The sequence below is a fragment of the Stenotrophomonas sp. 107298_Sma genome (genome assembly GCF_056480345.1).
In genome coordinates, this window is the sequence record NZ_CM151094.1 from 4,008,079 (window position 1) to 4,033,402 (window position 25,324).

Below are 25,324 nucleotides of genomic sequence, written 5' to 3' on the forward strand. Positions count from 1 at the left end.
AGCCGGACTCAACCGTAGCCGCCGTGCACCGGGTTGTGACTGCGCACGGCCATCACCAGCCCGAAGCCGGCCAGCAGCGAAACCGCCGAGGTGCCGCCGTAGCTGATCAGCGGCATTGGCACGCCCACCACCGGCAGCAGGCCGGAAATCATCCCGCCGTTGACCAGCACGTAGACGAAGAACGCCAGCCCGGTGGCACCGGCCAGCAGGCGCGAATAGGAGTCGCGTGACTGGCTGGCAATCCACAGGCAGCGACCGATCACCACCAGGTACAGCGCCAGCACGGTGGCCACGCCGATCCAGCCGAATTCCTCGCTCAGTACCGAGAACGCGAAGTCGGTGGTCTGCTCGGGAATGAAGTTCAGGTGCGACTGCGAGCCTTCGCCCCAGCCCTTGCCATCGAAGCCGCCGGAGCCGATCGCGATCTTCGACTGGATGATGTTCCAGCCTGCGCCCAGTGCATCCATCTCCGGATCCAGGAACATCATGATGCGGTCCTTCTGGTAGGGCCGCAGCAGCCAGAACCAGGCCACCGGTGCGACCGCGGCCACGCCACCCACGCCCAGGCCAACCCACCACCACGGCAAGCCGGCCAGCAGCAGCACGAACACGCCACTGGCAGCGATCAGCACGCCGGTGCCGAAGTCGGGCTGCAGCATCACCAGGCCGGTCGGCACACCAATGATGACCAGGGCAACCAGCACCGTGTTGAAGCGCGGCGGCAGCGGCATCTTGTGCAGGTACCAGGCCACCATCATCGGCAGGCTGACCTTCAGCAGTTCGGCCGGCTGCAGGTAGAAGAATTTCAGGTCCAGCCACTGCCGACCGTACTTGCCGGTGCCAAGCACGAACACTGCCAGCAGCGGAATCATCGAGATCGCATAGATCATCGGCGTGGCCGAGCGGATGCGCAGGATCGGCACCCGCGAGATGCCCCACAGCGCGACCATGCCCACCGCGAAACGCGCGCCCTGGGCCATCACCAGGCTGTCGCCGCCTGCGCTCTTGAGTGTCGCCAGACCGATCACCATCAACGCGCCCAGCGCCAGGCACAGCACCCAGTCCAGCGTGCTGAAGAAGCGGCGCAGCATGTCGCCGGCCCAGCGCAGGAATACTTTCATCGCGCGGGCTCCGCGGCGGTCGGGCGTGGTGTGACCGGCAGTGCGGCGGCAGCCGGCGTACCCGGCTGTGGTGCAGGTACCGGTTCCGGCGCAGGCACGCCGACCAGCACCGGGTGTTCACCCACCTGTGTGGCGGCGAGGTCGCCAGCCTGGCGCGCGCCCACATCTTCGTTGTCGAATGCGGTCGCACCGATGGCAGTGGTGCCACGTTCGCTGTCCAGCGGCTGCATGCCTTCAGGCATCTTGCCCAGCAGATAGGCATCAAACACCTTGCGGGCGATCGGTGCGGCGGCCGCACCGCCGTAACCACCGCCTTCCACCGCGATCGCCAGCGCAATCACCGGCTGATCGACCGGCGCAAAGCCAACGAACAGCGCGCGGTGGCGCAGGTGCATCGGCAGACTCTTCGGGTTCACTGCGGCGGTGCCCTTGCGGCTGACGACCTGCGCGGTACCGGTCTTGCCTGCCATCGTATAGGGGGCGCCGGCCGCCATCCGCGCAGCGCTGCCGCCGGGCAGCATGGTGGCCATCATGCCTTCGCGCACCGCCTGCAGGTTGTTCGGGTTCGGGCTGACCGGCTTGCTCTCGCCCGGGTCGGTGGCCATCCAGTCATGGTCGAACCCTGCACGTTGCTGGATCACCAGGTGCGGCGTGCGCAGCTGCCCGTTGGCCAGCCCACTGACACCGCGCGCCAGCTGCAGCGGAGTAACCTTCCAGTCGCCCTGGCCGATGCTGATGTTGACCGTGTCGCCGGGGTACCAGGCTTCCTTGCGGCTCTTCCGCTTGTAGGCCGGCGACGGCAGGATGCCGCCGATCTCGCCGGTCAGGTCGATGCCGGTCGGCTGGCCGAAGCCGTAGTACTCCATGTAATGGTCGAAGCGCTCGATGCCCAGGTCCAGCGCGAGCTTGTAGTAGTAGGTGTTGACCGACTGCGCGATGGATTTGCGCAGGTCGGTCCAGCCATGGCCGCCGCGATGCGAGTCACCCCAGCCACGCGAGGTGCCGGGCAGGTAGAACATGCCGGTGGAAAGCACTTTGTCTTCCGGCCGGCGCACGCCCGAATCGAGGCCGGCCAGCCCGATCAGCGGCTTCAGCGTGGAACCGGGCGCGACGCCACCGAGCACCAGGCGGTTGAACTGCGGCCGCGACGGGTTGTCGTTCAGCGCCTTGAAGTCGGCATGGGAAATACCGTTGACGAACAGGTTGGGGTCGTAGGACGGCAGGCTGACCATTGCCAGCACCTCTCCGGTGCGCGGGTCCATCGCCACGGCCGAGCCTTCCTGTTCGCCGAAGGCGGCCACCATTGCGCGCTGCAGGTCGGCATCGATCGACAACCGCAGGTCGGCGCCGGACTGCGCGGCGACGCGGCCGATCGTACGGATCGCACGGCCCTGTACGTTGGTCTCGACCTGTTCGTAGCCGACCTTGCCGCGCAGCTGCTGCTCGTAATAGCGCTCCAGCCCGGACTTGCCGATGTGGGTCAGGGCTGCATTGCCCTCGCCGAGGATCTCCAGATCCTTTTCATCGACGCGGCCGACGTAGCCGATGATGTGCGCGAACAGGTCACCGTACGGGTAGCGCCGGGTCAGATAGGGTTCCAGCTCGACGCCGGGGAAACGCCAGCGATCGACCGCGAAGCGCGCCATCTCCTCGTCGCTCATGCGCAGCTTCAGCGTGACCGGCAGGAACTTGCGGCGCGCCTTGCGCGACTTGTCGAACGCTTCCAGCTCTTCTGGGCTGATGCTGATGATCTTCGCCAGCCCTTCTAGGGTGGCATCCATGTCCTTGACCTTGTCCGGGGTCACGTCCAGGCGGAAGGCTGGCACGTTCTCCGCCAGCAGGCGGCCGTTGCGGTCGTAGATCATCCCGCGCCCGGGCACCACCGGCCGCGGCTTGATGCGGTTGGCTTCCGAGCGGGTGGCGTAGACGTCGTGGTCCAGCACCTGCAGCTTGAAATACCAGCCGCCCAGGCCCAGCAGGCAGACCAGCACGCCGAGGAAACCCAGCGCCGCGCGACGGCGGAACTGCTCGGCTTCGGCGTGCGGATTCTTGACCTGGCGGCGCGGGATCATGGCTCAGCGCCCGCGCTTGCCGAAGCGCACCGCGTCCAGCAGCACGAACACCAGCGGCCACAGGCCCATGCCCAGCAACGGCGCCCACCAGTACGACCACGGCAGGGTCGGCTCACCCACCAGGATGTGGACCAGCGCACTGACGATGCGGTCGTTGAACAGCAGGCCGCCGATGGCCAGCATCTGCTGCGACATCGGGAAGAAGCGGATGCGGGCACGGAAGCGCTGCAGGATGAAGGCCAGCATCACCAGCCGCAGCGCCTGTTCTCCCAGCACGCCGCCGTACAGCAGATCGGCGATGACGCCACTGGCGAAGGCAATGCCCAGGCCGACACGCTCGGGCGCTTCGATCACCCAGTAGGCCAGCACCAGCGCCAGCCAGTAAGGGCGCAGCGGCTGCAGCAGTGTCGGCAACGGCAACAGGCCGAGCAGCAGGGCCACTACCAGGCTGGCCGGAAGCACCCAGGGGTTGTCGCGCAGGCGGCTCATCGCTGGGCCTCCGGCTGCGGCTGGGTGGGTTGCGGTTGCCGGCCAGCGGCCGGCACTACCGGAGCAGCAGGATCAAGCGACGATGCCGGGGCCACCGTCGGCGTCGCAGACGGAGCCGGCGACCGGCCCACAGCCGGTGCGGGCGTTGCAGGTGCGGGTGTCGGCGTGGCTGTGGCCGGTGCGGTTGCCGCCGGCACAGTTCCGCCCGCGGCCGGGCCACCCGGGGCGGTCTCTTCCAGCTGCAGGCGCAGTTCCGGCGGAATGCGGATCGCCGCACCCGGGCGCAGCAGCAGCACGTCGCGGCCACGGTCGAGCTGGGCCGCCGGCTTCAGTTCGCCGACCAGGAAGGCATGGGTGTCGTCCGGGCGCAGGCCGGTGATGGTGCCGACCGGGAAGCCCGCCGGGAATCGACCGCCGAGGCCGGAGGTGACGATCTCGTCGCCCACTTCCACGCCGGCGCTGAGCGGGATGTCGCGCAGTTCCAGTTTGTCACCGCGGCCATAGACGATCAGGCGCACGCCGTTGCGGGCCACGGTGACCGGCACCGCGTGGTCAGGGTCGGTCAGCAGCAGCACCGTGGAGGTGCTCCCGGTGACGCTGATCACCTGGCCCATCAGACCGCCGACATCGATCACTGCCTGGCCGACGTGCACGCCCTCGCGGCTGCCGGCATCCAGCACCAGGCGCTGCTTCACCGGGTCCAGGTCGATGTCCAGGATCGGCGCCAGCTGCACGTCCAGGCCACTGCGCTCGGCCACGTTCAGCAGCTCGCGCAGCTGTGCGTTGTCCAGCGCGGCGGTCTGCAGCCGGGTCAGGCGAGCGTTGGCCAGCAGCAGCTGGTTGCGCAGTTCGCGGTTCTCGGTCACCAGCTGGCTGTGGCTGGCCGCAGAATCCTTGACCTGGTTGCCGAGCTTGCCTGGCAGGCCGGCCAGTGCCCACACCGGCTGCACCAGGCTGTTGGCCTGCCCGCGCAGGCGCGCCAGCCAGCCGGCCTGGTCGTCAAGCACGATCAGGGTGATGGCCAGTGCGAGGTAAGCCAGCAGCCGCAGCGGGCTGGCGGCATCACCGGATCGGGAAGCGACGGGAGGTCCGGCGTAGGGCGGCACGGCAACGATTCAACTGGCAGAAGGCGGAGGGGAAACACGCGGACGCCCCGCCGGTGCCGACCCGCCATGATGGCGGGCCGCACCCCGGAGGGGCGCTGCGGGCACAGGCAGCCGGGTCGGCTTACTCCGGCGCAAAGAACTCGTTGCCGTGCATGTCGACCAGCTCCAGTGCACGGCCACCACCGCGGGCCACGCAGGTCAGCGGGTCATCGGCCACCTGCACGTGCAGGCCGGTTTCCTCGGAGATCAGGCGGTCCAGGTCACGCAGCAGGGCACCACCACCGGTCAGCACGATGCCGCGCTCGGCGACGTCGGCGCACAGTTCCGGCGGGGTCTGCTCCAGCGCCAGCTTGACCGCGCTGACGATGCCCGACAGGGGCTCGTGCAGGGCTTCGAGCACTTCATTGGAGCTGATCTTGATCATCTTCGGCACGCCCTCGGCGAGGTTGCGGCCGGAAATTTCCATCTCGATCACTTCCGCCTGCGGATAGGCGCAGCCCAGTTCGACCTTGATGCGTTCGGCGGTGGCTTCACCGATCAGCATGCCGTGGTTGCGGCGCACGTAGTTGGTGATCGACTCGTCGAAGCGGTCGCCGCCGATACGGACCGAGGCCGAGTAGACGATGCCGTTGAGCGAGATCACCGCCACTTCGGTGGTACCGCCGCCGATGTCGATGACCATCGAGCCACGGGCCTCGGTGACCGGCATGCCGGCGCCGATCGCGGCGGCCATCGGCTCTTCGATCAGGAACACGTCACGGGCGCCGGCTTCCTCGGCCGATTCCTTGATCGCACGGCGCTCGACCTGGGTCGAGCCGGCCGGCACGCAGACCAGCACGCGCGGGCTCGGGCGCAGCACGCGCGACTTGTGCACCTTCTTGATGAAGTGCTTGAGCATCGCCTCGGTGTAGGTGAAATCGGCGATAACGCCGTCCTTCATCGGGCGGATGGTGGTGATGTGGCCCGGGGTACGGCCCAGCATCTGCTTGGCCTCGGCGCCGACGGCTGCCACCGAGCGGGTACCACCGATGGCGCGATCCTGACGCACTGCGACCACCGACGGCTCGTTCAGCACGATCCCCTGCCCGCGCACGTAGATGAGGGTGTTGGCCGTGCCCAGGTCGATGGACAGGTCGTTGGAGAACATGCCACGGAGTTTCTTGAACATCTGAGGAAGGAGTCCTGAGGGGTGTCGTGCCCGCCGCGGGATGGCGAAAAAATGGGCAGAAATCGAGGCCGACAAGCCTAGCAACCCGCCTGCCGCCGAGCAAGGAAAAAACTAGCTGAACCCGCGCCTTGACAGGCTTTCGGCCCGATCGGGCATCACCCGGTTCTGGCCCTGAGCGGCACCAGCGGGTAACCTTTGCGCCGTCGGGCGCCCAAGGGCGCCGTTTGCTTGCCTGCTGAACCGGGCCGGCCCACCCCAAAATTCACCGCATAGGCTTACATCGATGTCCGCTCTGATCTGTGGTTCTCTTGCCTTCGACACCATCATGGTGTTCCCGGACCAGTTCAAGAATCACATCCTGCCGGACAAGGTGCACATCCTGAACGTGTCGTTCCTGGTGCCGCGCATGCGCCGCGAGTTCGGTGGCTGCGCCGGCAACATCGCCTACAACCTGCACCTGCTGGGCGGCCAGCCGATCCCGATGGGCACCGTCGGTTCGGACTTCGGCCCGTACCGCGAGTATTTCGAAGGCCTGGGCATCGACCTGACCCGCGTGCGCGTGATCGATGAGCTGTTCACCCCGCAGGCGTTCATCACCACCGACCACGACAACAACCAGATCACCGCCTTCCACCCGGGCGCGATGATGCGTTCCTACGAGAACCACGTGCGTGGCGTGCCGGGCGTGACCCTGGGCCTGGTCGGCCCGGACGGTCGCGAAGGCATGATCCAGAACGCGCAGGAATTCCACGAAGACGGCATCCCGTTCATCTTCGACCCGGGCCAGGCCATGCCGCTGTTCAACGGCCCGGAGCTGCGCGAGTTCATCGAGCAGGCCGACTACGTGGTGGTCAACGACTACGAGTCGAACCTGCTGCAGGAACGCACCGGCTGGGACGAGAAGGAGATCGTCAGCCGGGTCAAGGCCTACATCACCACCCGTGGCCCGAAGGGCGCGGTCATCCACACCCCGGAAAAGAGCTACGACATCCCGCCGGCGCACGAACGCCGCGTGGTCGACCCGACCGGTTGTGGCGACGCCTTCCGCGCCGGCCTGATCTACGGCATCCAGAAGGGCTACGACTGGCTGACCATCGGCCGCATGGGCAACCTGATGGGCGCGCTGAAGGTGGAGCACCCGGGCACCCAGAACCAGCGCTTCACCTTCGAAGAGTTCAACGAACAGTTCAAGCAGCAGTTCGGTTACGCGTTGAACGCGTAAGCGAATTGCCCGCGCATTCCGCCTTATCCCCGCGCCGTTGGCGCGCCCCCTTGAACAACAAGGGGGCTTTCCACCCGACGCGCTATCGGGAATGCGTCTGGTAGGTGTCGACCTTGGTCGACACTGCCGGCCAGCGGCCGGCTCAGGACCGCAACGCCGCCCTGCCCTTCCGGCTCAGGGCTTGGGTTTCTCCGGCAACCGGTACAGCTCTTTCTCGTAAGCCAACGTGCCCCACATGGCATAGGCATGTGCGCGCCGTGCCAGCTCCGGCCGTAGTGGGTGTGGCTGCAGCTGATCGGTCGCCGGGTCGTAGCGGAATCCCTGCGCCGGCTTGTCCGGCTGCAGGATGGCGACGTCGTTGCCCTCCATCCATGCCAGGTTGCGGTCGTACTGCATCAGCGCGCGACCCGGTTGCAGCCGCCGCAAGTCGGTCAGGTCCTGGCCTACCAGCGGCGTGGGGTCGGCGATGCCCAGCAGCGACAGCAGCGTCGGCGCCAGATCGATCTGGCTGACGATGCGGGTATCCCGCCGCGGTTCGATGCCGCCGCCAAGGATCAAGCCCGGGATATGGAAGTTGGCGATGGGCACCATGTCCTTGCCGAACACGCGCGAGTCATGGTCGGCCACCACCAGGAACACGGTATTTTCCCAGTACGGTGAGGCCATCGCCTTGCGGAAGAATTCTCCCAGCGCGTGATCGGCATACTTGGCGGCATTGTCGCGGGTCTGCTTGGGCTGCTCGTACAGCTCGATGCGGCCGTCCGGGAACTCGAACGGATCATGGTTGCTGGAGGTGAACACCAGGCCGAAGAACGGCTTGCCCTGCGCATTCAACTGCTGGAACTGCTCATCGGCGCGGTTGAACAGATCCTCGTCCGATGCCCCCCATGATCCGACGAACGTCGGCGTGCGGTAGTCCTTGCGATCCACGATGCGGGTGAAGCCATTGGCGAGGAAGAACTCGCGCATGTTGTCGAAATGGCTTTCACCGCCGTAGTAGAAGCCGGTGTCGTAGCCATGCCGGCCCAATACATCGGCCAGGGTGAAGAAGCGTTGGCGGCTGGCGGGCAGCTTGACCACCGCTTCGGCCGGGGTCGGTGGGAACCCTGTCAGTACCGCCTCGATCCCGCGCACCGAACGCGTACCGGTGGCATACAGGCGCTCGAACGCCCAGCCCTGCTTGCTCAGGCGGTCGAAGTTGGGCGACAGCGGCCGCCCGCCGAGGCTGCCGATGAACTGTGCACCGAGGCTTTCTTCCAGCACGATCACCAGGTTGCGCGGCTTGCCCTGGTGCAGCGGCGGACGCAGTGCCAGGCTCGGCAGCGCCTCGGACACGTACGCCGTGGCAGGCAGGCCACTGGTCGCGTGAAGCTCGTCGACCACCTGCCCCAACGGCAGCTCGCCATAGATGCGCGAGGTCTCGCTGCGGGCAGCCAGCTGGCGCGCCGCATAGCCGACGGTGTACAGCGAGTTGAGTGGCAGCACGTTGATGGTGGGGTCGGTGGAGAACGCCACCAGCGCCGGATTCAACGGCCGATGGCCGAGGCTCGAACGCACACCCATCGCCGCCAGCAGGAGCACCAGCACCGCCAGCGGCAATCGCCACAGCCACCCGGCTTCGACCACGGTCGCCGGGCGGATTTCCACCCAGCGACGCGAGCCGCGCAGCAGCGCCCAGCACAGCACGATCACGGCGACCACTTCGATCACCACCGCCAGCAGATGCCCCCGCAGCAGCGTCATTCCAACTTCTTCGGGGTAGATCAGATATTCAAGGAACAAACGATTGGGCCGCAGGCCGTACTCGGCCATGAAGCTTGGCGTAGCCAGCTCCATGAACACCAGCAGCACGCTGGCCACGATCAGCCACCCGCGCAGGACATGCCGCCAGGCGCGGCCCAACCGTCCTTCGACCGGCAACAGCAGCGCCAGCACCGCAGGGATGCCAAAGAGCAGGCACAGCGTGGACACGTCCACACGCAGTCCCTGCAGGAAGATCGTGGACCAACCGTCGGCAGCACTGACCCGCGCGGCATGCCACAGCGCCAACCCCAGCCGCGACAGCGACAGGGCCACCAGGCCAAACAGGAAGAAGGCGGCGATCGGACACAGACGCCGGCACAGCGACAGCAACACAGCTCGAGGCATGAAAGAAATCCAGGAATGGAACAACGGAGACCCTTGCCACCTCCCTGGCAGCGGGCCACATCGACCAACGTGTTACCTGACACCGTCGCCAGCGCCCGACCAGGCCACGACAGTCGTCGGCAGCGGTTCCCCAACCGCCCCGGCCTCAGCTCCGGCCGGCCATCCCGCCAGACAAGGTCCAGCGCGGTGACCGCGCACAATACACTGTGATGACCGTCTACTTCGACGGCTTTCGACATCTGGACCCTTTCCTCCTGCCCGCCATGGGGCGCAGAGGGTGCCCCGCTAGCGCTGCCAATGCTCCAGCACCGCCGCACAATCGGCCAGGTGCCAGCAGGCCATGTCCGGCCACGGGTTGTCCGGAGCATTGACCAGCAGGGTGCGCGTGCCCGCGGCCCGGCCGCATTCCAGGTCGAAGCGGTAATCGCCCACCATCACCACCTGTGCTGGATCTACCTGCCAGCGCCGCAGGAAGTACTGCAGGCCGTCCGGCGAGGGCTTGGGCTCGGCTTCGTCGCGGCCGATGATGTCCTCTTCGGCAAACACATCGCCCAGCCCGATCGCCTGCAGCGTGACCTGGGCCAGGCTGCGCACGTTGCGGGTGAGGATGCCCAGCCGGCAACCGGCGCCCTGCAGCGCACGCACCAGCGCCACCGCCCCCATCGCCGGCACGGAGGCCGCGGCCAGTTCACGCTCGTGGGCCAGCAGCCAAGCATGCTTGGCACTGGCCTCTGCAGCGGGCAGAGCGGCCAGGTGGGTGAGGATGTCGTCCTGCGCCGGAATCGCCAGTTCGCGCTTGATCCGCGCGAAATCATGCATCGCCACGGTCAACGTGCCATCCATGTCGAACACCCAGTGCCGGATTGCCGACAACGCCGGTACTGCCGCGGGTGCCACCACGGGTACCGCCTGGGTCATCGCCACCACGCTGGCATGCGGCTGGCATCGACGCCACCGGTCTCGAACACCGCGGTACGGGTGCCACCGGCCTTGACCGGGAACTCGATGCTGATCGACTTGCCCTTGGCTGCCAGCTTCCACAGCGCTTTCTGGTCGGTGATGAACATGGCGATGGCTTCATCGGTCTTCGGCCGCCAGGCGGCCATGGAAATCGGCTTTCCGTCGTCCACGGTCACCTTCACCGTGCACTGCGGGCAGCGGAAATCGCCGGCCTGCAGCACCAGGTAGGCATGCCGCTTCCATTCCGGGTGATCGCGGAACACAAGCTGCACCGGCTTCGCACCGCTGCCATCCACATCCACCCGTTCCTTGCTGTAGATCTGCGCCGAGACCTGGTTGCCCTTGCTGCCGACCGGAATCTGGTTGTACTGCCAAAGCGCCTGCATGCGGCGCAGATCGCGTGCAGCATCGCCCTTGGCCTTGACCTCGTCGAAGCCAGCAGCGATGCGTTCGGCGGCGGCAGTGTCCTTGTACTGGTCCAGCAGCGAGGCACCATGCAGGCGCGCGCGCTCCCAGTCCTGCGCGGCCACGGCCATGTCGTACTGCTTGGCCACGTCCTCGGCCTTGGCTTCCTTCTGCGCCTGCACGGCGGCCGCAGCGGCCTCCTGCGCCTTGCGTTCTTCCTCGGGGTTGCTGCAGGCGGCCAGGGCCAGGGTGCAGGCGGTGAGCAGGATCAGTCGTTTCATGGCGGAGTCCTTTACGGGTGCATCCCGATTCTATCGGCAGCGAAAAGCGGATACAGCAACGGCGGGTTTCCCCGCCGTTGCTGGTGAAGCAGCATCAGGTTGCCGGCCAGCGGCCGGCACTACCGTTTACTTCGCTTCAGCCTTGGCCAGCATGTCCTGCACCGAGGCGGTGGTGATCGGGTGGTAGCCCGGCTTGGCCTTCTCGAAGGCCTGCTTGGCCAGCTCCAGACCCTTCGGGGTCTTCACCAGTTCAGCGTAGATCGGCAGGATCAGCTTGCGACGACCGACACGCTCGATGAACGCAGCGGCCGCTTCATTGGCCTGCTCGTAGCCGCTGCGGATGGTCAGCGGGTACCAGCGCATGGCGATCTCGCCATTCGGGGTGCCGGTGAAGTGGAACGCCTTGTCCAGCGTTGCCAGCTTGTCCAGCGGCTGGGTGGCGCCCAGGCCGTCGATGAAGCGGACCCACTCCTGCGTGCTCCACTCGGCAATCACCTGGCTGCTCGGCACGGTGCCGGCGCTGGCGAAGGCGATGCGCGCGGTATCGACGCTGCTGAAATTGCGCGACTGCGCCTTGGCTGCGAACGCCGGAATGCCCGGCTCGTCCAGCCACGCCTTCAGTTCGGCCTCGGTCACCGCCGACGGATTCTTCGGCAGCAGGTTCTTCTTCAGGTACTCGACAAACTGGTCGGTATTGGCGCTCTGGAAGGCGTGGTCATCGAACCAGCCGCGCAGGAACGGATCGAAAGTTTCGCGGCCGAAACGCTGTTCCAGGAATTCCAGGAACCACGAACCCTTGACGTAGGCCACCTGGCTCAGGGCTTCGTCCGGATCACGCTCGTTCAGCGGCGGCAGCGCCAGCGCCTGGTCGGCCGGGCTCATGTCCTTCACTTCGGCCAGCAGATCGGTCTGGTCGATCTGCTTTTCCATCTCGGCCATCTCCTTGCCGTACAGGGCTTCGGTGATGCGGCCCTGGACGTAGGTGGTGAAGCCTTCGTTGAGCCAGATGTCCTTCCAGCTGGCGTTGGTCACCAGGTTGCCCGACCAGCTGTGTGCCAGTTCATGGGCGACCAGCGAGACCAGCGACTTGTCGCCGACGATCACGGTCGGCGTGGCGAAGGTCAGGCGCGGGTTTTCCATGCCGCCGAACGGGAACGACGGCGGCAGCACCAGCATGTCGTAGCGGCCCCAGCGGTATTCGCCGTACAGCTTCTCGGCGGCACCGATCATCTTCTCGGTGTCTTCGAATTCCTTGGCGGCCTTGTTGACCATGGTCGGCTCGGCCCAGACGCCGGAGCGGCCGGAGATCGGCTCGAACACCAGGTCGCCGGCGGCGATGGCCAGCAGGTAGGACGGAATCGGCTGCGGCATCTTGAAGGTGTAGTCACCGTCACGCGCGGCCTTGGGATCGTTGTCGGCGCTCATCAGCACCATTACGTCCGGGCGCGAGACCACGTGCGCGCTGTAGGTGAAGCGCACGCTGGGGGTGTCCTGCAGCGGTACCCAGGAACGGGCGTGGATCGCCTGCGACTGGCTGAACATGAAGGGCAGCTTCTTGCCCTCGGTCATCGACGGCGCCAGCCACTGCAGGCCCGAAGCGGTCGGTGCGGTGTGGTAGGTCACTTCGACCTTGGCCGGCTGTTCCGGGGTTTCGATGGTCAGCTTGCTGCCGAACACCTTGTCGGCCGGGGCCAGCACGAACTGCAGCGGGCTGCGCGCGCCGTCAGCGGCGATCGCTTCGACCTTGGCGATGCTCAGCTCGCGGGTGTCCAGCACCAGCTGCTTGGCGTCCTTCTGCTTCCATTCCAGGGTGTAGGTGGCGGTGCCGCCGATCTGCTTCTGGTCGAAGTCCAGCTTCAGGTCCAGCGCGATGTCCTTGACGACGACCTTGTCCGGCTCGGCGTACGAGCTTTCATCGTGGCTGCGGTTTTCGGCGTTCACGGGGGCGGCGGGAGCCTTTTCGGCAGTCGGGGCGGCGGCGGGCGCGGCCGCCTCCTGGGAGCAGCCGGCGGCCAGGGCCACGGCCAGCGGAAGGAGCATCAGCGGATTACGCATGAATCGGGACCGTTACGGGGAACAAACCCCAATGGTACCTCCGTCCGGCCCCGCAGGCGTTGCGCGCTGCGGGGTAATGGCGGGGGGGCCGATCCTGCGCCTCCGGCGCATGCCGACCGAGGTTGGCCTCTACCGGAATGGCGACGGACGCGGTACGGGCGGCCGGGGCTGCGCTGCGCCTCGGGCGCATGCCAACCAAGGTTGGCCTCTACCGGTAGGTGCCAACCTTGGTTGGCACGGATCTGTCATCGCTCGCGGACGGGCGTGTGCCAACCAAAGTTGGCACCTACCAAAGCGGGGCTTACAGCTTGTAGCCGGAATGGATCGAGACGATGCCGCCGGTCAGGTTCTTGTAGTGGCAGCGCTCGAAACCGGCCTGCCCCATCATCGCCTTCAGCTCTTCCTGCGGCGGGTGCTTGCGGATGCTCTCGGCCAGGTACTGGTAGCTGTCCGAATCGTTGGCGAACAGCTTGCCCAGCTTCGGCAGGATCTTGAACGAGTGGAAGTCGTAGATCGGCTTGAACCAGTCGGCGGTGACTTCGGAGAACTCCAGCACGCGGGCCTGGCCGCCGACCTTCAGCACGCGGTACATCTCGCGCAGGCCGGCGTCCTTGTCGGTCACGTTGCGCAGGCCAAAGGCAATGGTCACCAGGTCGAAGCTGTTGTCCGGGAACGGCAGGGCTTCGGCATTGCACTGCACGTAGTCCAGGCCGAGCACCAGGCCGCGGTTGGTCAGGCGGTCGCGGCCGACCGACAGCATGCCGGCGTTGATGTCGCCCAGCACCACCGAACCTTCGGCGCCGACGCGCTCTTTCAGCAGCGCGGCGATGTCACCTGTGCCGCCGGCCAGATCGAGCACGCGGTCACCCGGCTTCACCTGCGCAGTGGCGACGTAGTAGCGCTTCCACGCCCGGTGCACGCCCATGCTCATCAGGTCGTTCATCAGGTCGTAGTTGCGCGCGACCGACGTGAACACCTGGCCGACCAGCTTCTGCTTGTCCTTGGCGGCGACGTCGCGGAACCCGAAATGGGTGGTACCGGATTTGTAGGGGGATTCGCTCATGCCCCGATTATCGCACCGCCGGGGGCCATCGGCACCCCCTGCCCGTATCATGGCGGGCCATGACTTACCGGAGCCCCGCATGATCACCACGCCCGACTACCAGGCCCTGCTGCAGACCGCCATCGCCGAAGCCCGCCAGGGCCTGGCCGAGGGTGGCGTGCCGATCGGCGCGGCGCTGTACCACAACGACGGCCGTCTGCTCGGCTGCGGCCACAACCGCCGCGTGCAGGAAGGCGACCCGTCAGTGCATGGCGAGACCGATGCCTTCCGCAAGGCCGGCCGCCAGCGCCGTTATCAGGACACCATCATGGTCACCACCCTGGCGCCGTGCTGGTACTGCTCGGGCCTGGTGCGCCAGTTCAACATCGGCACCGTGGTGGTCGGCGAATCGCGCACCTTCCAGGGCGGCATCGACTGGCTGCGCGAAAACGGCGTCAAGGTGATCGACCTGGACAGCCAGGAATGCGTGGACCTGCTGGGCGGCTTCATTGCGCAGCACCCGGAGATCTGGAACGAAGACATCGGTGAATGAACACCGCGCAGCCTCCTGTTGAACCCGCTTAATGAACGCTTCAGTGCCGGCACATCCTTGTGCCGGCAGCGTTTGCAGCCATCACCGTGAACCAGTGCACAGTCAGTTGCCTGGCATGCACACGCGCCGGTAACACCCGAGCCCGCCATCGCACCTAGGGTGGAATGACCGGGGCCCCTTTCCCCGGCGGAGCCAGCCATGTGCGCGCTCGCCCTACGCCCTGCATCAGACCCGGCCCTTGCCGGCATCCGCGACCGATTGACGCAGCAGTTCGCGTTGCATCGACGCACCGCGCCGTTCTGGACCGTTTACCAGGGACTGCAGCAGGAAGTGATCCGCGCCCATCCGCGTGATCATGTGCGGCTGTGCAATGCCATGGCCGACATCGCCGAAGACCTCGGTGCCGTGACCCGCGCGCAGCTGCTCGATGGCAACACCGGCTGCACGCCGCGCTGACGCGGCATGCACCGGCGCATACGCCACACTGCGATGAACCCCCACTCCCATCCACCTCAACCGATTGGATCGACATGCACGCTGAAGTCCCCACCATTCCCCCGGTCATCAATGTCGATGCCGAGCTTGATCACTGGCGCCGCCAGCATGCCGACGGCGCACTGCCGCACAACTCGTTCGGTTCCTACGTGCCGTGGATCAAGTTCGCCTGCGATTCGCTGATCACCCAACCGCGCGCAAGCAATGCCCAGCGCGACGAGATGTTCCAGACCCAGTACGCGCTGCAGATCATGCCGAGGCTGAGCGAGTCCCAGGCCCGCGAGTTCGTAGACCGCTGCTGGCAGCATGTCTACCAGACCAGCCCGGTGCGGCTGCAGGACGCTCCGCGCCTGCGCGCCTGAGCCGAACTACGGCTGCACGGCCCCTGCACGGGCCACTGCCGATCATCCTCGTCACCTGAGTGGGACGACGACGATGAAAGCAAGAAACCTGTTCAATACGATCGCCAAGAAGGCTGCGGCCGCCACCGGTTCGCCGTGGACCTTCCTGGCTGCGGTGATGATCGTGGTGATATGGGGCATCAGCGGGCCCGTGTTTGGCTTCAACGACACCTGGCAGCTGGTGATCAACACCGGCACCACGATCATCACCTTCCTGATGGTGTTCCTGATCCAGCACACGCAGAACGCCGATACCGCGGCGATGCAGATCAAGCTGGACGAGCTGATCCGGGCGACAGCCGAAGCCAACAACGAGCTTCTGGACCTGGAAGAGCTGGATGAAGAGCGCCTGGAGGAGATCCGCGCCGAGTACGAGCAGATGGCCCGCGAGGCCGGTGACGCGCTGGCGCGCGTGCGCGCCTGCCATGGCGTGCGCCGGGATGATGAAGCGGTCTGAAGGTAGCGCTACCTGCTCTGGTAGGTGCCAACCTTGGTTGGCACAATGCCGGCCGCCTGCGCTGACGCATCCGTGCCAACCAAGGTTGGCACCTACCAGAAGCGCTGCTTATCCGCGCTCGTGCCAGCCGCCGCCCAGCACCTTGTACAGGGTGATGCGGTTGGATTGCTGGGCCAGCTGCGCCTGCAGCTGCGTCTGCTGCGCGTTGTAGGCGGTACGACGTGCGTCGAGCAGGGTCACGAAGCTGTCCAGGCCGGCGTCATAGCGTGCCTGCGACAGGCGGTTGGCCTGCTCGGCAGCCTCGACCAGGCGCTGCTGCGAGGCGACCTGTTCATCCAGGCTGACATTCAGCGCCAGTGCGTCGGCGGTCTCGCGGAAGCCCACCTGGATCGCCTTCTCGTACTGCGCCAATGCAATGTCACGATCGGCATTGGCGATGGCCAGGTTCGCGCGCAGCTTGCCGCCCTGGAAGATCGGCAGCGTGATCTTCGGCAGGAAGCTCCATACGCGGGTGCCACTATCGAACAGGTTGGACAGTTCGTTCGAACCGCTGCCGATGCTGCCGGTCAGCGAGATGCTCGGGAAGAACGCCGCGCGCGCCGCACCGATGCTGGCGTTGGCGGCCAACAGCTGATGCTCGGCGGACATGATGTCCGGGCGTTGCAGCAGCACGTCGCTGGGCAGCCCGGCCGGCGGCGGCGCCAGTGCCAGCAGGCTCGGCGCCACAGCGTCGGGCAGCAGCGCCGGGTCGAGCTGGCCACCGGCCAGCAGCGCCAGCGCGTTGCGGTCCTGGGCCAGCTGGCCACGCAGGCGTGCGGCGTCGGTGCGTGCGGTTTCGACCAGGGTGCGGGTCTGGGTCAGCTCCAGTGCCGAACTGCCACCGCGTTCGTGGCGGGCCTCGGCCAGTCGCAGTGAATCCTCGTAGGTCTTCAGCGTCGCTTCGGCGATCTTCAATCGCTGCGCGTCCGCACCGTAGGTCAACCACGCGGTGGCGGTCTCGGCGACCAGGCTCAGCTGCGCGTTGCGACGGTTCGCAGCCACGGCGAAGTACTGCTGCAGGGCGGCCTCGCTGAGATTGCGCACGCGACCGAACAGGTCCAGCTCGAACTCCGCCACACCAACACCGGCAGTGAACTGCTCGGTGACGCCAGCGTCCGTACCACGGCGATCCATCTGGCCGGTAACGGCCACGCCCGGCACGCGATCAGCGCGCTGCACGCGGTACTGGCCACGCGCACGTTCAACATTGAGCACCGCCACACGCAGGTCGCGGTTGTTCTGCAGGGACTGGTCGATCACCTGCTGCAGGCGCGCATCGGTGAAGAAGTCGCGCCAGCCGACGGCGGCGACGTCAGCCACCTGGCCCTGCGCGGCCTCGGCCGGCCACTGCGCCGGAATGGCCGGAGCGACGGCGGTGTCCTTCGGCACCAGGGTGGAGCAGCCGGCCAGCACGAGCGCGGCGGCGATGGAAACAGCAATGGAATGAAGCTTCATGGCAACACCTTGGGGATCACGGTGGTAGCGCCGGGCCGTACCCGGCGGCTACGCGGTGAGACATCCGCCGGGCATGGCCCGGCGCTGCCTGATTTCATCATTCGGCGGTTTTGCGCTTGAACACGCGCTGCACCACGACGAAGAACAGCGGCACGAAGAACACGCCGAGCACCGTGCCGACGACCATGCCGCCGAGCACGCCGGTGCCGATCGCCTGCTTGGCGCCGGAGCCGGCACCGCTGGAGATCGCCAGCGGCAGCACGCCCATGCCGAAGGCCAGCGAGGTCATGATGATCGGACGCAGGCGGTCGCGGACCGCGTGCATCGTCGCTTCGATCAGCCCCGCGCCCTTCTCCAGATTTTCCTTGGCGAATTCGACGATCAGGATCGCGTTCTTGCTGGTCAGGCCCACCGTGGTCAGCATCGCCACCTGGAAGTAGATGTCGCGTTCCATGCCGCGGAAGGTATTGGCCAGCACTGCACCGAGGATGCCCAGCGGCGCAACCAGCAGCACCGAGGTCGGCACGCTCCAGCTTTCATACAGGGCCGCAAGGCACAGGAACACGATCATCAGCGACAGCGTGTACAGCAGCGGTGTCTGCGAACCGGCCTGGCGTTCCTGGTAGGACATCGCCGTCCACTCGACACCGAAGCCCTGCGGCAGCTGCTTGGCCAGCTGTTCGATCTCGGCCATCGCATCACCGGAGGCCACGCCCGGCGCCGGCTCACCCTGGATCTCGGTGGCCGACACGCCGTTGTAACGCTCCAGGCGTGGCGAACCGTAGTCCCAGCGCTTGCTGGCGAAGGCGCTGAACGGAACCATCTCGCCCTTGTCGTTCTTCACCGACCAGAGATCAAAGTCCTCCGGCACCATGCGGAACGCCTGGTCGGCCTGCACGAATACGCGCTTGACGCGGCCGCGATCGACGAAGTCATCGATGTACGAGCTGCCCCACGCAGTGGCCAGGGTGGTGTTGATCTGGTCGATCGACAGCCCCAGCGACGTCGCCTTGGCCACATCGATATCGATGCGGAACTGCGGCGTGTCTTCCTGGCCGTTCGGACGCACGTTGGCCAGCTTGCTGCTCTGGGCCGCCAGGCCCAGCAGCTGGTTGCGCGCCGCCACCAGGGCTTCATGGCCCTGACCGCTGTTGTCCTTCAGGAAGAAGGTGTAGCCCGAGGCGGTGCCCAGTTCTGGGATGGCCGGCGGCGGGAAGGCAAAGATGAAGGCATCCTTGATCTGGCCCAGTGCTGCCATCGCGCGGCCGGTGATCGGCATCACGCCGTTGTCGGCATCACGGTCCTTCCAGTCCTTCAGCTTGACGAAGGCCATGCCCGCGTTCTGGCCCATGCCGGCGAAGCTGAAGCCCTGCACCGAAAACACCGACTCGACCGCGTCCTTCTCGTTTTCCATGAAGTGCTTTTCAAGCGCGGCGATCGACTCCAGCGTGCGCTCCTGGGTAGCACCGACCGGTGCCTGCACCAGCGCCATCAGCACGCCCTGGTCTTCATTGGGCAGGAACGAGCTGGGCAGGCGCACGAACAGCACACCCATCAGCAGGAACAGTGCGGCGACGATGCCCATGAACCGCCACGGGCGGTGCAGGATGCCGCGCACGCCACGCTGGTAGCTTTCGCTGGTGCGGTCGAAGCCGCGGTTGAAGCCATTGAAGAAGCGACCGGCGAAACCGCGGTGGGCGACATGGTGCTCACCCTTCTTCAGCGGCTTGAGCATGGTGGCGCACAGCGCCGGCGTCAGCACGATCGCGACCAGCACCGACAACGCCATCGCCGACACGATCGTCGCCGAGAACTGCCGGTAGATCACGCCGGTGGAGCCGCTCATGAAGGCCATCGGCACGAACACCGCCGACAACACGAGACCGATACCCACCAGTGCGCCAGTGATCTGGCCCATCGACTTGCGGGTGGCCTCCAGCGGCGATAGTCCTTCTTCGGACATGATGCGCTCGACGTTCTCCACCACCACGATGGCATCGTCCACCAGCAGGCCGATGGCCAGCACCATCGCGAACATGGTCAGCATGTTCACCGAGAAGCCCAGCACCAACAGCACGCCGAAGGTACCCAGCAGCACCACCGGCACGGCGATGGTCGGGATCAGGGTGGCGCGGAAGTTCTGCAGGAACAGGTACATCACCACGAACACCAGCACGATCGCTTCGAGCAGGGTCTGCACCACGCCCTTGATCGACACGCGCACGAACGGAGTGGTGTCGTACGGGATCTCGGCCTTCAGGCCGGCCGGGAAGAAGCCTTCCAGCTCCTTCAGGGTCTCATCGACACCGGCAGCGGTATCCAGTGCGTTGGCGCCGGTGGCCAGAGTGACCGCCAGGCCGCTGGCCGGCTGCCCGTTGTAGCGGGTGACGAAGTCGTAGGACTCGGCGCCTAGCTCGACGCGGGCGACATCGCCCAGACGCAGTTCGGCACCGTCCTGCGCACCGCGCACGATGATGTTGCGGAACTGTTCCGGAGTCTGCAGGCGCGACTGCGCATTGATGGTGGCGTTGAGCTGCTGGCCCTTCACCGACGGCGCACCACCCAGCTGGCCGATCGCCACCTGTGCGTTCTGCGCCTTGATCGCGGCGGTCACTTCCGGAACCGACAGGCCATAGGTGTGCAGCTTGTTCGGGTCCAGCCAGATGCGCATGGCGTACTTGCCACCGAATACCTGGATGTTGCCCACGCCCGGCACGCGGCTGAGACGGTCGACGACATTGGAGCCGACGTAGTCGGCGATGTCGTTGGCATCCATGCTGCCGTCTTCGGACACGAAGGCGATGACGTTGAGGAAGCCCGAGCTGGACTTGGCCACGTTGATGCCCTGCCGCTGTACTTCCTGCGGCAGCAGCGGCATGGCCAGCTGCAGCTTGTTCTGCACCTGCACCTGGGCGATGTCCGGGTTGGTGCCGCTCTCGAAGGTCAGGGTGATGGTGGCCTGGCCGTTGGACGAACTGTTGGAGGAGAAGTAGATCAGGCCATCAAGGCCTTTCATGTTCTGCTCGATGATCTGCGTCACCGAGTCTTCGACCACCTTGGCCGACGCACCCGGATAGCTGGCGCTGATTTCCACCGCCGGCGGCGCGACGTTGGGATACATCGAGATCGGCAGCTTGAACAGGGCCAGGCCGCCGGCGAGCATGATGATGATCGCGATGACCCACGCGAAGATGGGTCGATCGATGAAGAAACGTGCCATGGGGTTCTCCGCTTACTTCGCGCCTGCGGCCGCAGCTGCAGGTTGGGCGGCGGCCGGCTTGGCCGGAGCGGCGCCCTGTTCGGTGACGTTCACGGGCATGCCCGGGCCGATCTTCTGCAGGCCCTCGACGATGACCTTGTCGCCGGGCTTCAAGCCGTCCTCGACCAGCCACTTGTCGCCGACGGTGCGGCTGACCTTGACCGGGCGCACTTCGACCTTGTTGTCCTTGCCGACCACCATCGCACTGGTATCGCCCTTCGGGTCACGGGCGATGCCCTGCATCGGCACCAGCACCGCATCGCTGCGCACGCCGCCGCCGATCACCGCGCGCACGTACATGCCCGGCATCAGCAGGCCATCGGGATTTTCGACCTTGACCCGCAGCGCGAAGCTGCCAGTGGCCGGATCGACGCTGACTTCGGAGAACTCCAGCGTGCCCTTGTGGGCGAATTCGCTACCGTCTTCCATCAGGATGCTGACCGGGGTCTGCTGGTTGTCCTGCAGGCGGCCGGCGGCCAGTTCGCGGCGCAGCTGCAGCAGCTCGGCCGAGGACTGGGTCAGGTCGACATAGATCGGGTCCAGCTGCTGCACGGTAGCCAGCGCCGTGGCCTGGCCGGCGCTGACCAGCGCACCCTGGGTAACACTGGACTTGCCGATACGGCCGCTGATCGGCGCAGTGATGCGCGCATAGCCAAGGGTGACGTTGGCTGCATCCAGCGTTGCCTTGGCGGCGCCGACGTCTGCTTCGGCCTGCTTCTGCGCGGCCACGGCGTTTTCCAGATCCTGCTGGCTGACCGCGTCGACCTTGGCCAGTTCGGTGATGCGCTTGGCGCTCAGCCGCGCCGCATTGGCGGTGGCTTCGGCGCGGGCCAGCTGGGCACGGGCGCTGTTGGCCTGGGCGCGATAGCTCGCATCCTCGATCTGGTACAGCGGCTCGCCGGCCTTGACCATTCCACCCTCGGTGAACAGGCGCTTGGCGACGATGCCGTTGACCTGCGGGCGCACTTCGGCCACCAGGAAGGCGTTGGTGCGGCCCGGCAGTTCGCGGGTCAGGCCCACGGTTTCGGACTTCAACGTGACCACGGTGACATCGCCCGGGCCCTGTTCGGGGGCCTGGGGTTGGCCGCCACAGGCAGCCACGGTCGCGGCGATCGCCAGCGACAGTGCAAAGGGTCGGATTCGGCTCAGCAACATGACGGAAGGGCTCTTGAAGGAAAGGGTCTCAGCGAGCACTGATACGGCGGACCCTCCACCAGAAACAGTGAAGACCGTGCAAACAGCGCCCACCCGATGCGGCGTGGGGGCCGGGCCGGCCTGCCACGCACACGACGGGAATGATGGGAACGAAATATACATACATGCGTGTTTGTTTGTAAACAGGTACAATTCAGCCACGTTTCACCCGCACTCGTACCTACCCATGGCCCGCAAGACCAAAGAGGACACCCAGGCAACCCGGGAAGGCATCCTTGACGCCGCCGAAGCCTGCTTCCATGAACACGGCGTGGCCCGGACCACGCTGGAGATGATCGGTGCCCGTGCCGGCTATACCCGCGGCGCGGTCTACTGGCACTTCAAGAACAAGAGCGAGGTGCTGACCGCGATCGTCGAGCGCGTGCACCTGCCCTTCATGCAGGAGCTGGAGCGCACCTCCACCGACCAGCGCGACACGCCGATACATGACCTGCGCGCGGTGATGATCCACTCGTTCATCGAGCTGTCCGAGGACGAGCGCCTGCGCAAGACCATGGAGATCATGCTGCGCAGCGATGCCTCGGCCGACACCAGGGTGCTGACCGAACTGCAGCAGAGCGGTTTCCGCGATGCGCTGGACCGGATGGAGCGCGCCCTGCGCCGCGCACAGGACCTGGGCCAGCTGCGCGAGGGTGCGGACCCGAAGATCGCCGCACGCATGCTGCATGCCACGGTACTGGGCGTGCTGCACGGGGCGATGGTCGAACCGGACCTGATGGACCTCAAGCGCGATGGCATGCTGGCGCTGGACATGACCCTGGCCGCCTACGTGAAGGAAGGCGTGTTCGTGCCGGGCACAGTACCCGAGCCGCTGCCGGAGGCGTGAGCGGCATTGCTGCCGCCACGACGGCCCCATGTGAGGACGGCCCCATGATCCTGGACAATGTGGCGTGGGGCTTCATCGGTTGCGGCAGCGTCACCGAGAAGAAAAGCGGCCCGGCTCTGGCCGGCGCGCCCGGCTCACGGGTGGCCGCGGTGATGCGCCGCAATGCGGCACTGGCCGAAGACTACGCACGGCGCCATGCGATTCCCCGCTGGTACGCCGATGCCGATGCGCTCATCGCCGATCCGGAAGTGAACGCGATCTACGTTGCGACGCCGCCTTCCACGCACATGCATTACGCATTGAAGGCGATTGCCGCGGGCAAGCCGGTCTACATCGAAAAGCCGATGGCCATGGACCATGACCAGTGCAAATGCATCATGGAGGCCAGCGCACGCAGCGGCGTACCGGTGTTCGTAGCCTATTACCGCCGCGCCCTGCCCCGCTTCGAGAAGGTGAAGCAGCTGCTGGACAGCGGCGCGATCGGTGAACCGCGCAGCGTGCGCGCCACCCTGCATCGACCGCACTCGGCGAATGCCGCGTCGCCGGACTTCTGGCGGACCAACCCGGCAATCTCCGGCGGCGGCCTGTTCGTTGATCTGGGCTCGCACACCCTGGACCTGCTCGATCACCTGCTCGGGCCTTTGACCGATGTGCGTGGCCTGGCCAGTTCGCAGGCAGGCGCGTATGCCGCCGAGGACAGCGTCTCGATGTGCTTTCGTGCCGGTCGGGGGGTGCATGGCATCGCGCAGTGGAGTTTCTGCGCGTTCCGCCGCCAGGATGAAGTCGAGATCACCGGCGACCACGGTCAGCTGCGCTTTGCCACCTTCGATGATGTTCCGGTAGTACTGGAGACCGAGGCCGGCGTGCAGGCGTTCGACATCCAGAACCCGCCGTCGATCCAGCAGCCGTTGATCGCCACTCTGGTCGATGAGCTGCGCGGCAACGGCCACTCGCCGTCAACCGGCGTCAGCGCCGCCCGCACCAATGCGGTGATGGATCAGGTGCTGCAGGCCTACCGCACACGGCAATCGCGCTGACCATCAACGAAGAAGGCCGCCTTGCGGCAGCCTTCCATGTTGCAGCGGCCGGGGTCAGAGCCCTCGCCACGGCGAGGGATCCGCCCCCATCGGATAGCGGCCTTCTGCGTTACAGGATGTAGCGGCTGAGGTCCGGATCCTGCACCAGCTCGCCCAGGTGCGTATCGACGTAGGCGCTGTCGATTGCAAGGGTCTCGCCATCACGGTCCGGTGCTTCGTAGCTGAGCGAATCCAGCAACCGCTCCAGCACGGTGTGCAGGCGGCGCGCACCGATGTTCTCCTGGCGCTCGTTCACCTGGAAGGCGATCTCGGCCAGGCGATCGATGGCATCGGCGGTGAAGCTGACCTTGACGCCCTCGGTGGCCAGCAGCGCCTCGTACTGCTTGGTCAGCGCGGCCTTCGGTTCGGTCAGGATGCGCACGAAATCGTTCTTGCTCAGCGCACCCAGCTCGACACGGATCGGGAAACGACCCTGCAGCTCGGGAATCAGGTCGCTGGGCTTGGCCAGGTGGAATGCGCCGGAGGCAATGAACAGGATGTGGTCGGTCTTGATCGTGCCGTACTTGGTGGACACGTTGGAGCCTTCCACCAGCGGCAGCAGGTCGCGCTGCACGCCTTCGCGCGAGACGTCGCCACCACCCACGTTGTCACCACGCTTGGCGACCTTGTCGATCTCGTCGATGAAAACGATGCCGTGCTGCTCGCAGGCTTCGATCGCCGCGGTACGGATGTCGTCCTCGTTGACCAGCTTGCCGGCTTCTTCTTCGATCAGCAGCGGACGCGCGGCCTTGATGGTCAGCGTGCGCTTGTGCGCCTTGGCGCCACCACCGAGGTTGGCGAACATCGACTTCAGCTGCTGGCCCATTTCCTCCATGCCCGGCGGGGTCATGATGTCCATGCTGACGTTGGCGGCCAGGTCGAGCTCGATCTCGCGGTCGTCCAACTCACCATTGCGCAGCATCTTGCGGAACTTGATGCGGGTCTCGTTGTCCTGTGCCGACGGCTCGTTGCGCGCCACCTCCGGATCGAAACCGATGCCGCCACTACGTCGCGGCAGCAGCGCATCAAGGATGCGGTCTTCGGCGCGCTCTTCGGCCTGGGTACGCACGCGCACCTTGGCCTGTTCGCGGTAAAGCTTCACTGCGGTATCGGCCAGGTCACGGATGATCTGCTCGACGTCCTTGCCGACGTAGCCGACTTCGGTGAAGCGGGTTGCTTCGACCTTGACGAACGGCGCGTTGGCCAGCGTGGCCAGGCGGCGTGCGATCTCGGTCTTGCCGACGCCGGTCGGGCCGATCATCAGGATGTTCTTCGGCATCACCTCATTGCGCAGCTCAGGCACCAGCTGCATGCGACGCCAGCGGTTGCGCAGGGCGATGGCCACCGCGCGCTTGGCGTCGTGCTGGCCCACGATATGCCGGTCCAGCTCCTGCACGATCTCGCGCGGGGTCATGGTGGCGGAGGAAACTTCGATCTTCGACATGGATGTGCTCACGAATTCGTTGTCGGTAGCGCCGG

21 protein-coding genes are annotated in these 25,324 nt (G+C 66.2%); 7 read left to right on the forward strand and 14 right to left on the reverse strand.

Features of this window, described 5'->3' with window-relative positions; all coding sequences use genetic code 11:
* Nucleotides 1–8: 8 nt before the first annotated feature.
* The 5 genes from rodA to ACZK2G_RS18610 form a co-directional block, all read right to left on the reverse strand.
* Complete coding sequence (rodA, locus tag ACZK2G_RS18590; protein WP_478474079.1) at nucleotides 9–1,121, reverse strand: rod shape-determining protein RodA; 1,113 nt, start codon at nucleotides 1,119–1,121, stop codon at nucleotides 9–11.
* On the reverse strand, nucleotides 1,118–3,193 hold the full coding sequence (mrdA, locus tag ACZK2G_RS18595; protein ID WP_046985024.1) for a penicillin-binding protein 2: 2,076 nt from the start codon (nucleotides 3,191–3,193) through the stop codon (nucleotides 1,118–1,120). The genes rodA and mrdA overlap by 4 nt, the downstream gene beginning before the upstream one ends.
* A 3-nt stretch (nucleotides 3,194–3,196) precedes the next feature.
* Nucleotides 3,197–3,682, reverse strand: coding sequence for a rod shape-determining protein MreD (gene mreD / locus ACZK2G_RS18600; RefSeq protein ID WP_046985023.1), 486 nt, complete (start codon nucleotides 3,680–3,682; stop codon nucleotides 3,197–3,199).
* On the reverse strand, nucleotides 3,679–4,788 hold the full coding sequence (gene mreC, locus ACZK2G_RS18605) for a rod shape-determining protein MreC (protein ID WP_136639026.1): 1,110 nt from the start codon (nucleotides 4,786–4,788) through the stop codon (nucleotides 3,679–3,681). Before mreC ends, mreD begins: the two co-directional genes overlap by 4 nt.
* A gap of 121 nt (nucleotides 4,789–4,909) precedes the next feature.
* The gene (locus ACZK2G_RS18610) at nucleotides 4,910–5,956 is read right to left on the reverse strand and encodes a rod shape-determining protein (protein WP_005419402.1); all 1,047 of its coding nucleotides are present in this window, start codon (nucleotides 5,954–5,956) and stop codon (nucleotides 4,910–4,912) included.
* Nucleotides 5,957–6,239: 283 nt separating this feature from the next.
* On the opposite strand from ACZK2G_RS18610, the gene ACZK2G_RS18615 reads away from it, so the two are divergent.
* A complete protein-coding gene (locus ACZK2G_RS18615; protein WP_046985021.1) occupies nucleotides 6,240–7,178 on the forward strand; it encodes a carbohydrate kinase family protein in 939 nt (312 codons plus the stop codon).
* Nucleotides 7,179–7,352: 174 nt separating this feature from the next.
* Here ACZK2G_RS18615 and ACZK2G_RS18620 read toward each other — a convergent pair whose 3' ends face one another.
* The 5 genes from ACZK2G_RS18620 to ubiE all read right to left on the reverse strand — a co-directional run bounded on the left by ACZK2G_RS18620 (nucleotide 7,353) and on the right by ubiE (nucleotide 14,090).
* Nucleotides 7,353–9,326: an LTA synthase family protein gene (locus tag ACZK2G_RS18620; protein ID WP_136639027.1), complete on the reverse strand. Its 1,974-nt coding sequence runs from the start codon at nucleotides 9,324–9,326 to the stop codon at nucleotides 7,353–7,355.
* A 285-nt stretch (nucleotides 9,327–9,611) separates the two neighbouring features.
* Nucleotides 9,612–10,244 carry an HAD family hydrolase gene (locus tag ACZK2G_RS18625; RefSeq protein ID WP_136639058.1) on the reverse strand — a complete coding sequence of 211 codons (633 nt, stop codon included), beginning with the start codon at nucleotides 10,242–10,244 and terminating at the stop codon, nucleotides 9,612–9,614.
* The gene (locus ACZK2G_RS18630; protein ID WP_478474081.1) at nucleotides 10,241–10,972 is read right to left on the reverse strand and encodes a hypothetical protein; all 732 of its coding nucleotides are present in this window, start codon (nucleotides 10,970–10,972) and stop codon (nucleotides 10,241–10,243) included. The genes ACZK2G_RS18625 and ACZK2G_RS18630 overlap by 4 nt, the downstream gene beginning before the upstream one ends.
* 126 nt (nucleotides 10,973–11,098) lie before the next feature.
* Nucleotides 11,099–13,027: a M1 family metallopeptidase gene (locus ACZK2G_RS18635; protein WP_295382057.1), complete on the reverse strand. Its 1,929-nt coding sequence runs from the start codon at nucleotides 13,025–13,027 to the stop codon at nucleotides 11,099–11,101.
* A 301-nt stretch (nucleotides 13,028–13,328) separates the two neighbouring features.
* A complete protein-coding gene (gene ubiE / locus ACZK2G_RS18640) occupies nucleotides 13,329–14,090 on the reverse strand; it encodes a bifunctional demethylmenaquinone methyltransferase/2-methoxy-6-polyprenyl-1,4-benzoquinol methylase UbiE (protein ID WP_136639030.1) in 762 nt (253 codons plus the stop codon).
* A gap of 79 nt (nucleotides 14,091–14,169) precedes the next feature.
* On the opposite strand from ubiE, the gene ACZK2G_RS18645 reads away from it, so the two are divergent.
* The 4 genes from ACZK2G_RS18645 to ACZK2G_RS18660 all read left to right on the forward strand — a co-directional run bounded on the left by ACZK2G_RS18645 (nucleotide 14,170) and on the right by ACZK2G_RS18660 (nucleotide 15,975).
* On the forward strand, nucleotides 14,170–14,622 hold the full coding sequence (locus tag ACZK2G_RS18645; RefSeq protein WP_046985014.1) for a nucleoside deaminase: 453 nt from the start codon (nucleotides 14,170–14,172) through the stop codon (nucleotides 14,620–14,622).
* A 198-nt stretch (nucleotides 14,623–14,820) separates the two neighbouring features.
* The gene (locus ACZK2G_RS18650; protein ID WP_046985013.1) at nucleotides 14,821–15,078 is read left to right on the forward strand and encodes a hypothetical protein; all 258 of its coding nucleotides are present in this window, start codon (nucleotides 14,821–14,823) and stop codon (nucleotides 15,076–15,078) included.
* Nucleotides 15,079–15,152: 74 nt separating this feature from the next.
* The gene (locus ACZK2G_RS18655) at nucleotides 15,153–15,479 is read left to right on the forward strand and encodes a hypothetical protein (protein ID WP_006393104.1); all 327 of its coding nucleotides are present in this window, start codon (nucleotides 15,153–15,155) and stop codon (nucleotides 15,477–15,479) included.
* 73 nt (nucleotides 15,480–15,552) lie between these two features.
* Nucleotides 15,553–15,975 carry a low affinity iron permease family protein gene (locus ACZK2G_RS18660; RefSeq protein WP_012512139.1) on the forward strand — a complete coding sequence of 141 codons (423 nt, stop codon included), beginning with the start codon at nucleotides 15,553–15,555 and terminating at the stop codon, nucleotides 15,973–15,975.
* Nucleotides 15,976–16,083: 108 nt separating this feature from the next.
* Here the strand turns inward: ACZK2G_RS18660 and smeF are convergent, their stop codons facing one another.
* The 3 genes from smeF to smeD all read right to left on the reverse strand — a co-directional run bounded on the left by smeF (nucleotide 16,084) and on the right by smeD (nucleotide 21,883).
* Entirely contained in the window at nucleotides 16,084–17,469 is a 1,386-nt protein-coding gene (smeF, locus tag ACZK2G_RS18665) for a multidrug efflux RND transporter outer membrane subunit SmeF (RefSeq protein ID WP_046985012.1), read from the reverse strand.
* A 97-nt stretch (nucleotides 17,470–17,566) separates the two neighbouring features.
* A complete protein-coding gene (gene smeE / locus ACZK2G_RS18670; RefSeq protein ID WP_046985011.1) occupies nucleotides 17,567–20,689 on the reverse strand; it encodes a multidrug efflux RND transporter permease subunit SmeE in 3,123 nt (1,040 codons plus the stop codon).
* Nucleotides 20,690–20,701: 12 nt separating this feature from the next.
* Nucleotides 20,702–21,883 carry a multidrug efflux RND transporter periplasmic adaptor subunit SmeD gene (smeD, locus tag ACZK2G_RS18675; protein ID WP_046985010.1) on the reverse strand — a complete coding sequence of 394 codons (1,182 nt, stop codon included), beginning with the start codon at nucleotides 21,881–21,883 and terminating at the stop codon, nucleotides 20,702–20,704.
* Between the two features lie 226 nt (nucleotides 21,884–22,109).
* Between smeD and smeT the strand changes: the two genes are divergently transcribed.
* Both smeT and ACZK2G_RS18685 read left to right on the forward strand, forming a co-directional pair.
* Complete coding sequence (gene smeT, locus ACZK2G_RS18680; RefSeq protein WP_478474082.1) at nucleotides 22,110–22,769, forward strand: efflux transporter SmeDEF transcriptional repressor SmeT; 660 nt, start codon at nucleotides 22,110–22,112, stop codon at nucleotides 22,767–22,769.
* A 44-nt stretch (nucleotides 22,770–22,813) separates the two neighbouring features.
* Nucleotides 22,814–23,806 carry a Gfo/Idh/MocA family protein gene (locus ACZK2G_RS18685; protein WP_478474083.1) on the forward strand — a complete coding sequence of 331 codons (993 nt, stop codon included), beginning with the start codon at nucleotides 22,814–22,816 and terminating at the stop codon, nucleotides 23,804–23,806.
* A gap of 109 nt (nucleotides 23,807–23,915) precedes the next feature.
* On the opposite strand, the gene hslU is transcribed toward ACZK2G_RS18685, so the two are convergent.
* Entirely contained in the window at nucleotides 23,916–25,289 is a 1,374-nt protein-coding gene (gene hslU, locus ACZK2G_RS18690; RefSeq protein WP_046985007.1) for an ATP-dependent protease ATPase subunit HslU, read from the reverse strand.
* Between the last annotated feature and the right edge of the window lie 35 nt (nucleotides 25,290–25,324).

What these genes read in the sequence shown, in the direction of transcription:
- rodA (WP_478474079.1), bottom strand. Translation starts at nt 1,121, where the DNA reads ATGAAAGTATTCCTGCGCTGGGCCGGCGACATGCTGCGCCGCTTCTTC.
- mrdA (WP_046985024.1), bottom strand. Translation starts at nt 3,193, where the DNA reads ATGATCCCGCGCCGCCAGGTCAAGAATCCGCACGCCGAAGCCGAGCAG.
- mreD (WP_046985023.1), bottom strand. Translation starts at nt 3,682, where the DNA reads ATGAGCCGCCTGCGCGACAACCCCTGGGTGCTTCCGGCCAGCCTGGTA.
- ACZK2G_RS18610 (WP_005419402.1), bottom strand. Translation starts at nt 5,956, where the DNA reads ATGTTCAAGAAACTCCGTGGCATGTTCTCCAACGACCTGTCCATCGAC.
- ACZK2G_RS18615 (WP_046985021.1), top strand. Translation starts at nt 6,240, where the DNA reads ATGTCCGCTCTGATCTGTGGTTCTCTTGCCTTCGACACCATCATGGTG.
- ACZK2G_RS18620 (WP_136639027.1), bottom strand. Translation starts at nt 9,326, where the DNA reads ATGCCTCGAGCTGTGTTGCTGTCGCTGTGCCGGCGTCTGTGTCCGATC.
- ACZK2G_RS18625 (WP_136639058.1), bottom strand. Translation starts at nt 10,244, where the DNA reads ATGACCCAGGCGGTACCCGTGGTGGCACCCGCGGCAGTACCGGCGTTG.
- ACZK2G_RS18630 (WP_478474081.1), bottom strand. Translation starts at nt 10,972, where the DNA reads ATGAAACGACTGATCCTGCTCACCGCCTGCACCCTGGCCCTGGCCGCC.
- ACZK2G_RS18635 (WP_295382057.1), bottom strand. Translation starts at nt 13,027, where the DNA reads ATGCGTAATCCGCTGATGCTCCTTCCGCTGGCCGTGGCCCTGGCCGCC.
- ubiE (WP_136639030.1), bottom strand. Translation starts at nt 14,090, where the DNA reads ATGAGCGAATCCCCCTACAAATCCGGTACCACCCATTTCGGGTTCCGC.
- ACZK2G_RS18645 (WP_046985014.1), top strand. Translation starts at nt 14,170, where the DNA reads ATGATCACCACGCCCGACTACCAGGCCCTGCTGCAGACCGCCATCGCC.
- ACZK2G_RS18650 (WP_046985013.1), top strand. Translation starts at nt 14,821, where the DNA reads ATGTGCGCGCTCGCCCTACGCCCTGCATCAGACCCGGCCCTTGCCGGC.
- ACZK2G_RS18655 (WP_006393104.1), top strand. Translation starts at nt 15,153, where the DNA reads ATGCACGCTGAAGTCCCCACCATTCCCCCGGTCATCAATGTCGATGCC.
- ACZK2G_RS18660 (WP_012512139.1), top strand. Translation starts at nt 15,553, where the DNA reads ATGAAAGCAAGAAACCTGTTCAATACGATCGCCAAGAAGGCTGCGGCC.
- smeF (WP_046985012.1), bottom strand. Translation starts at nt 17,469, where the DNA reads ATGAAGCTTCATTCCATTGCTGTTTCCATCGCCGCCGCGCTCGTGCTG.
- smeE (WP_046985011.1), bottom strand. Translation starts at nt 20,689, where the DNA reads ATGGCACGTTTCTTCATCGATCGACCCATCTTCGCGTGGGTCATCGCG.
- smeD (WP_046985010.1), bottom strand. Translation starts at nt 21,883, where the DNA reads ATGTTGCTGAGCCGAATCCGACCCTTTGCACTGTCGCTGGCGATCGCC.
- smeT (WP_478474082.1), top strand. Translation starts at nt 22,110, where the DNA reads ATGGCCCGCAAGACCAAAGAGGACACCCAGGCAACCCGGGAAGGCATC.
- ACZK2G_RS18685 (WP_478474083.1), top strand. Translation starts at nt 22,814, where the DNA reads ATGATCCTGGACAATGTGGCGTGGGGCTTCATCGGTTGCGGCAGCGTC.
- hslU (WP_046985007.1), bottom strand. Translation starts at nt 25,289, where the DNA reads ATGTCGAAGATCGAAGTTTCCTCCGCCACCATGACCCCGCGCGAGATC.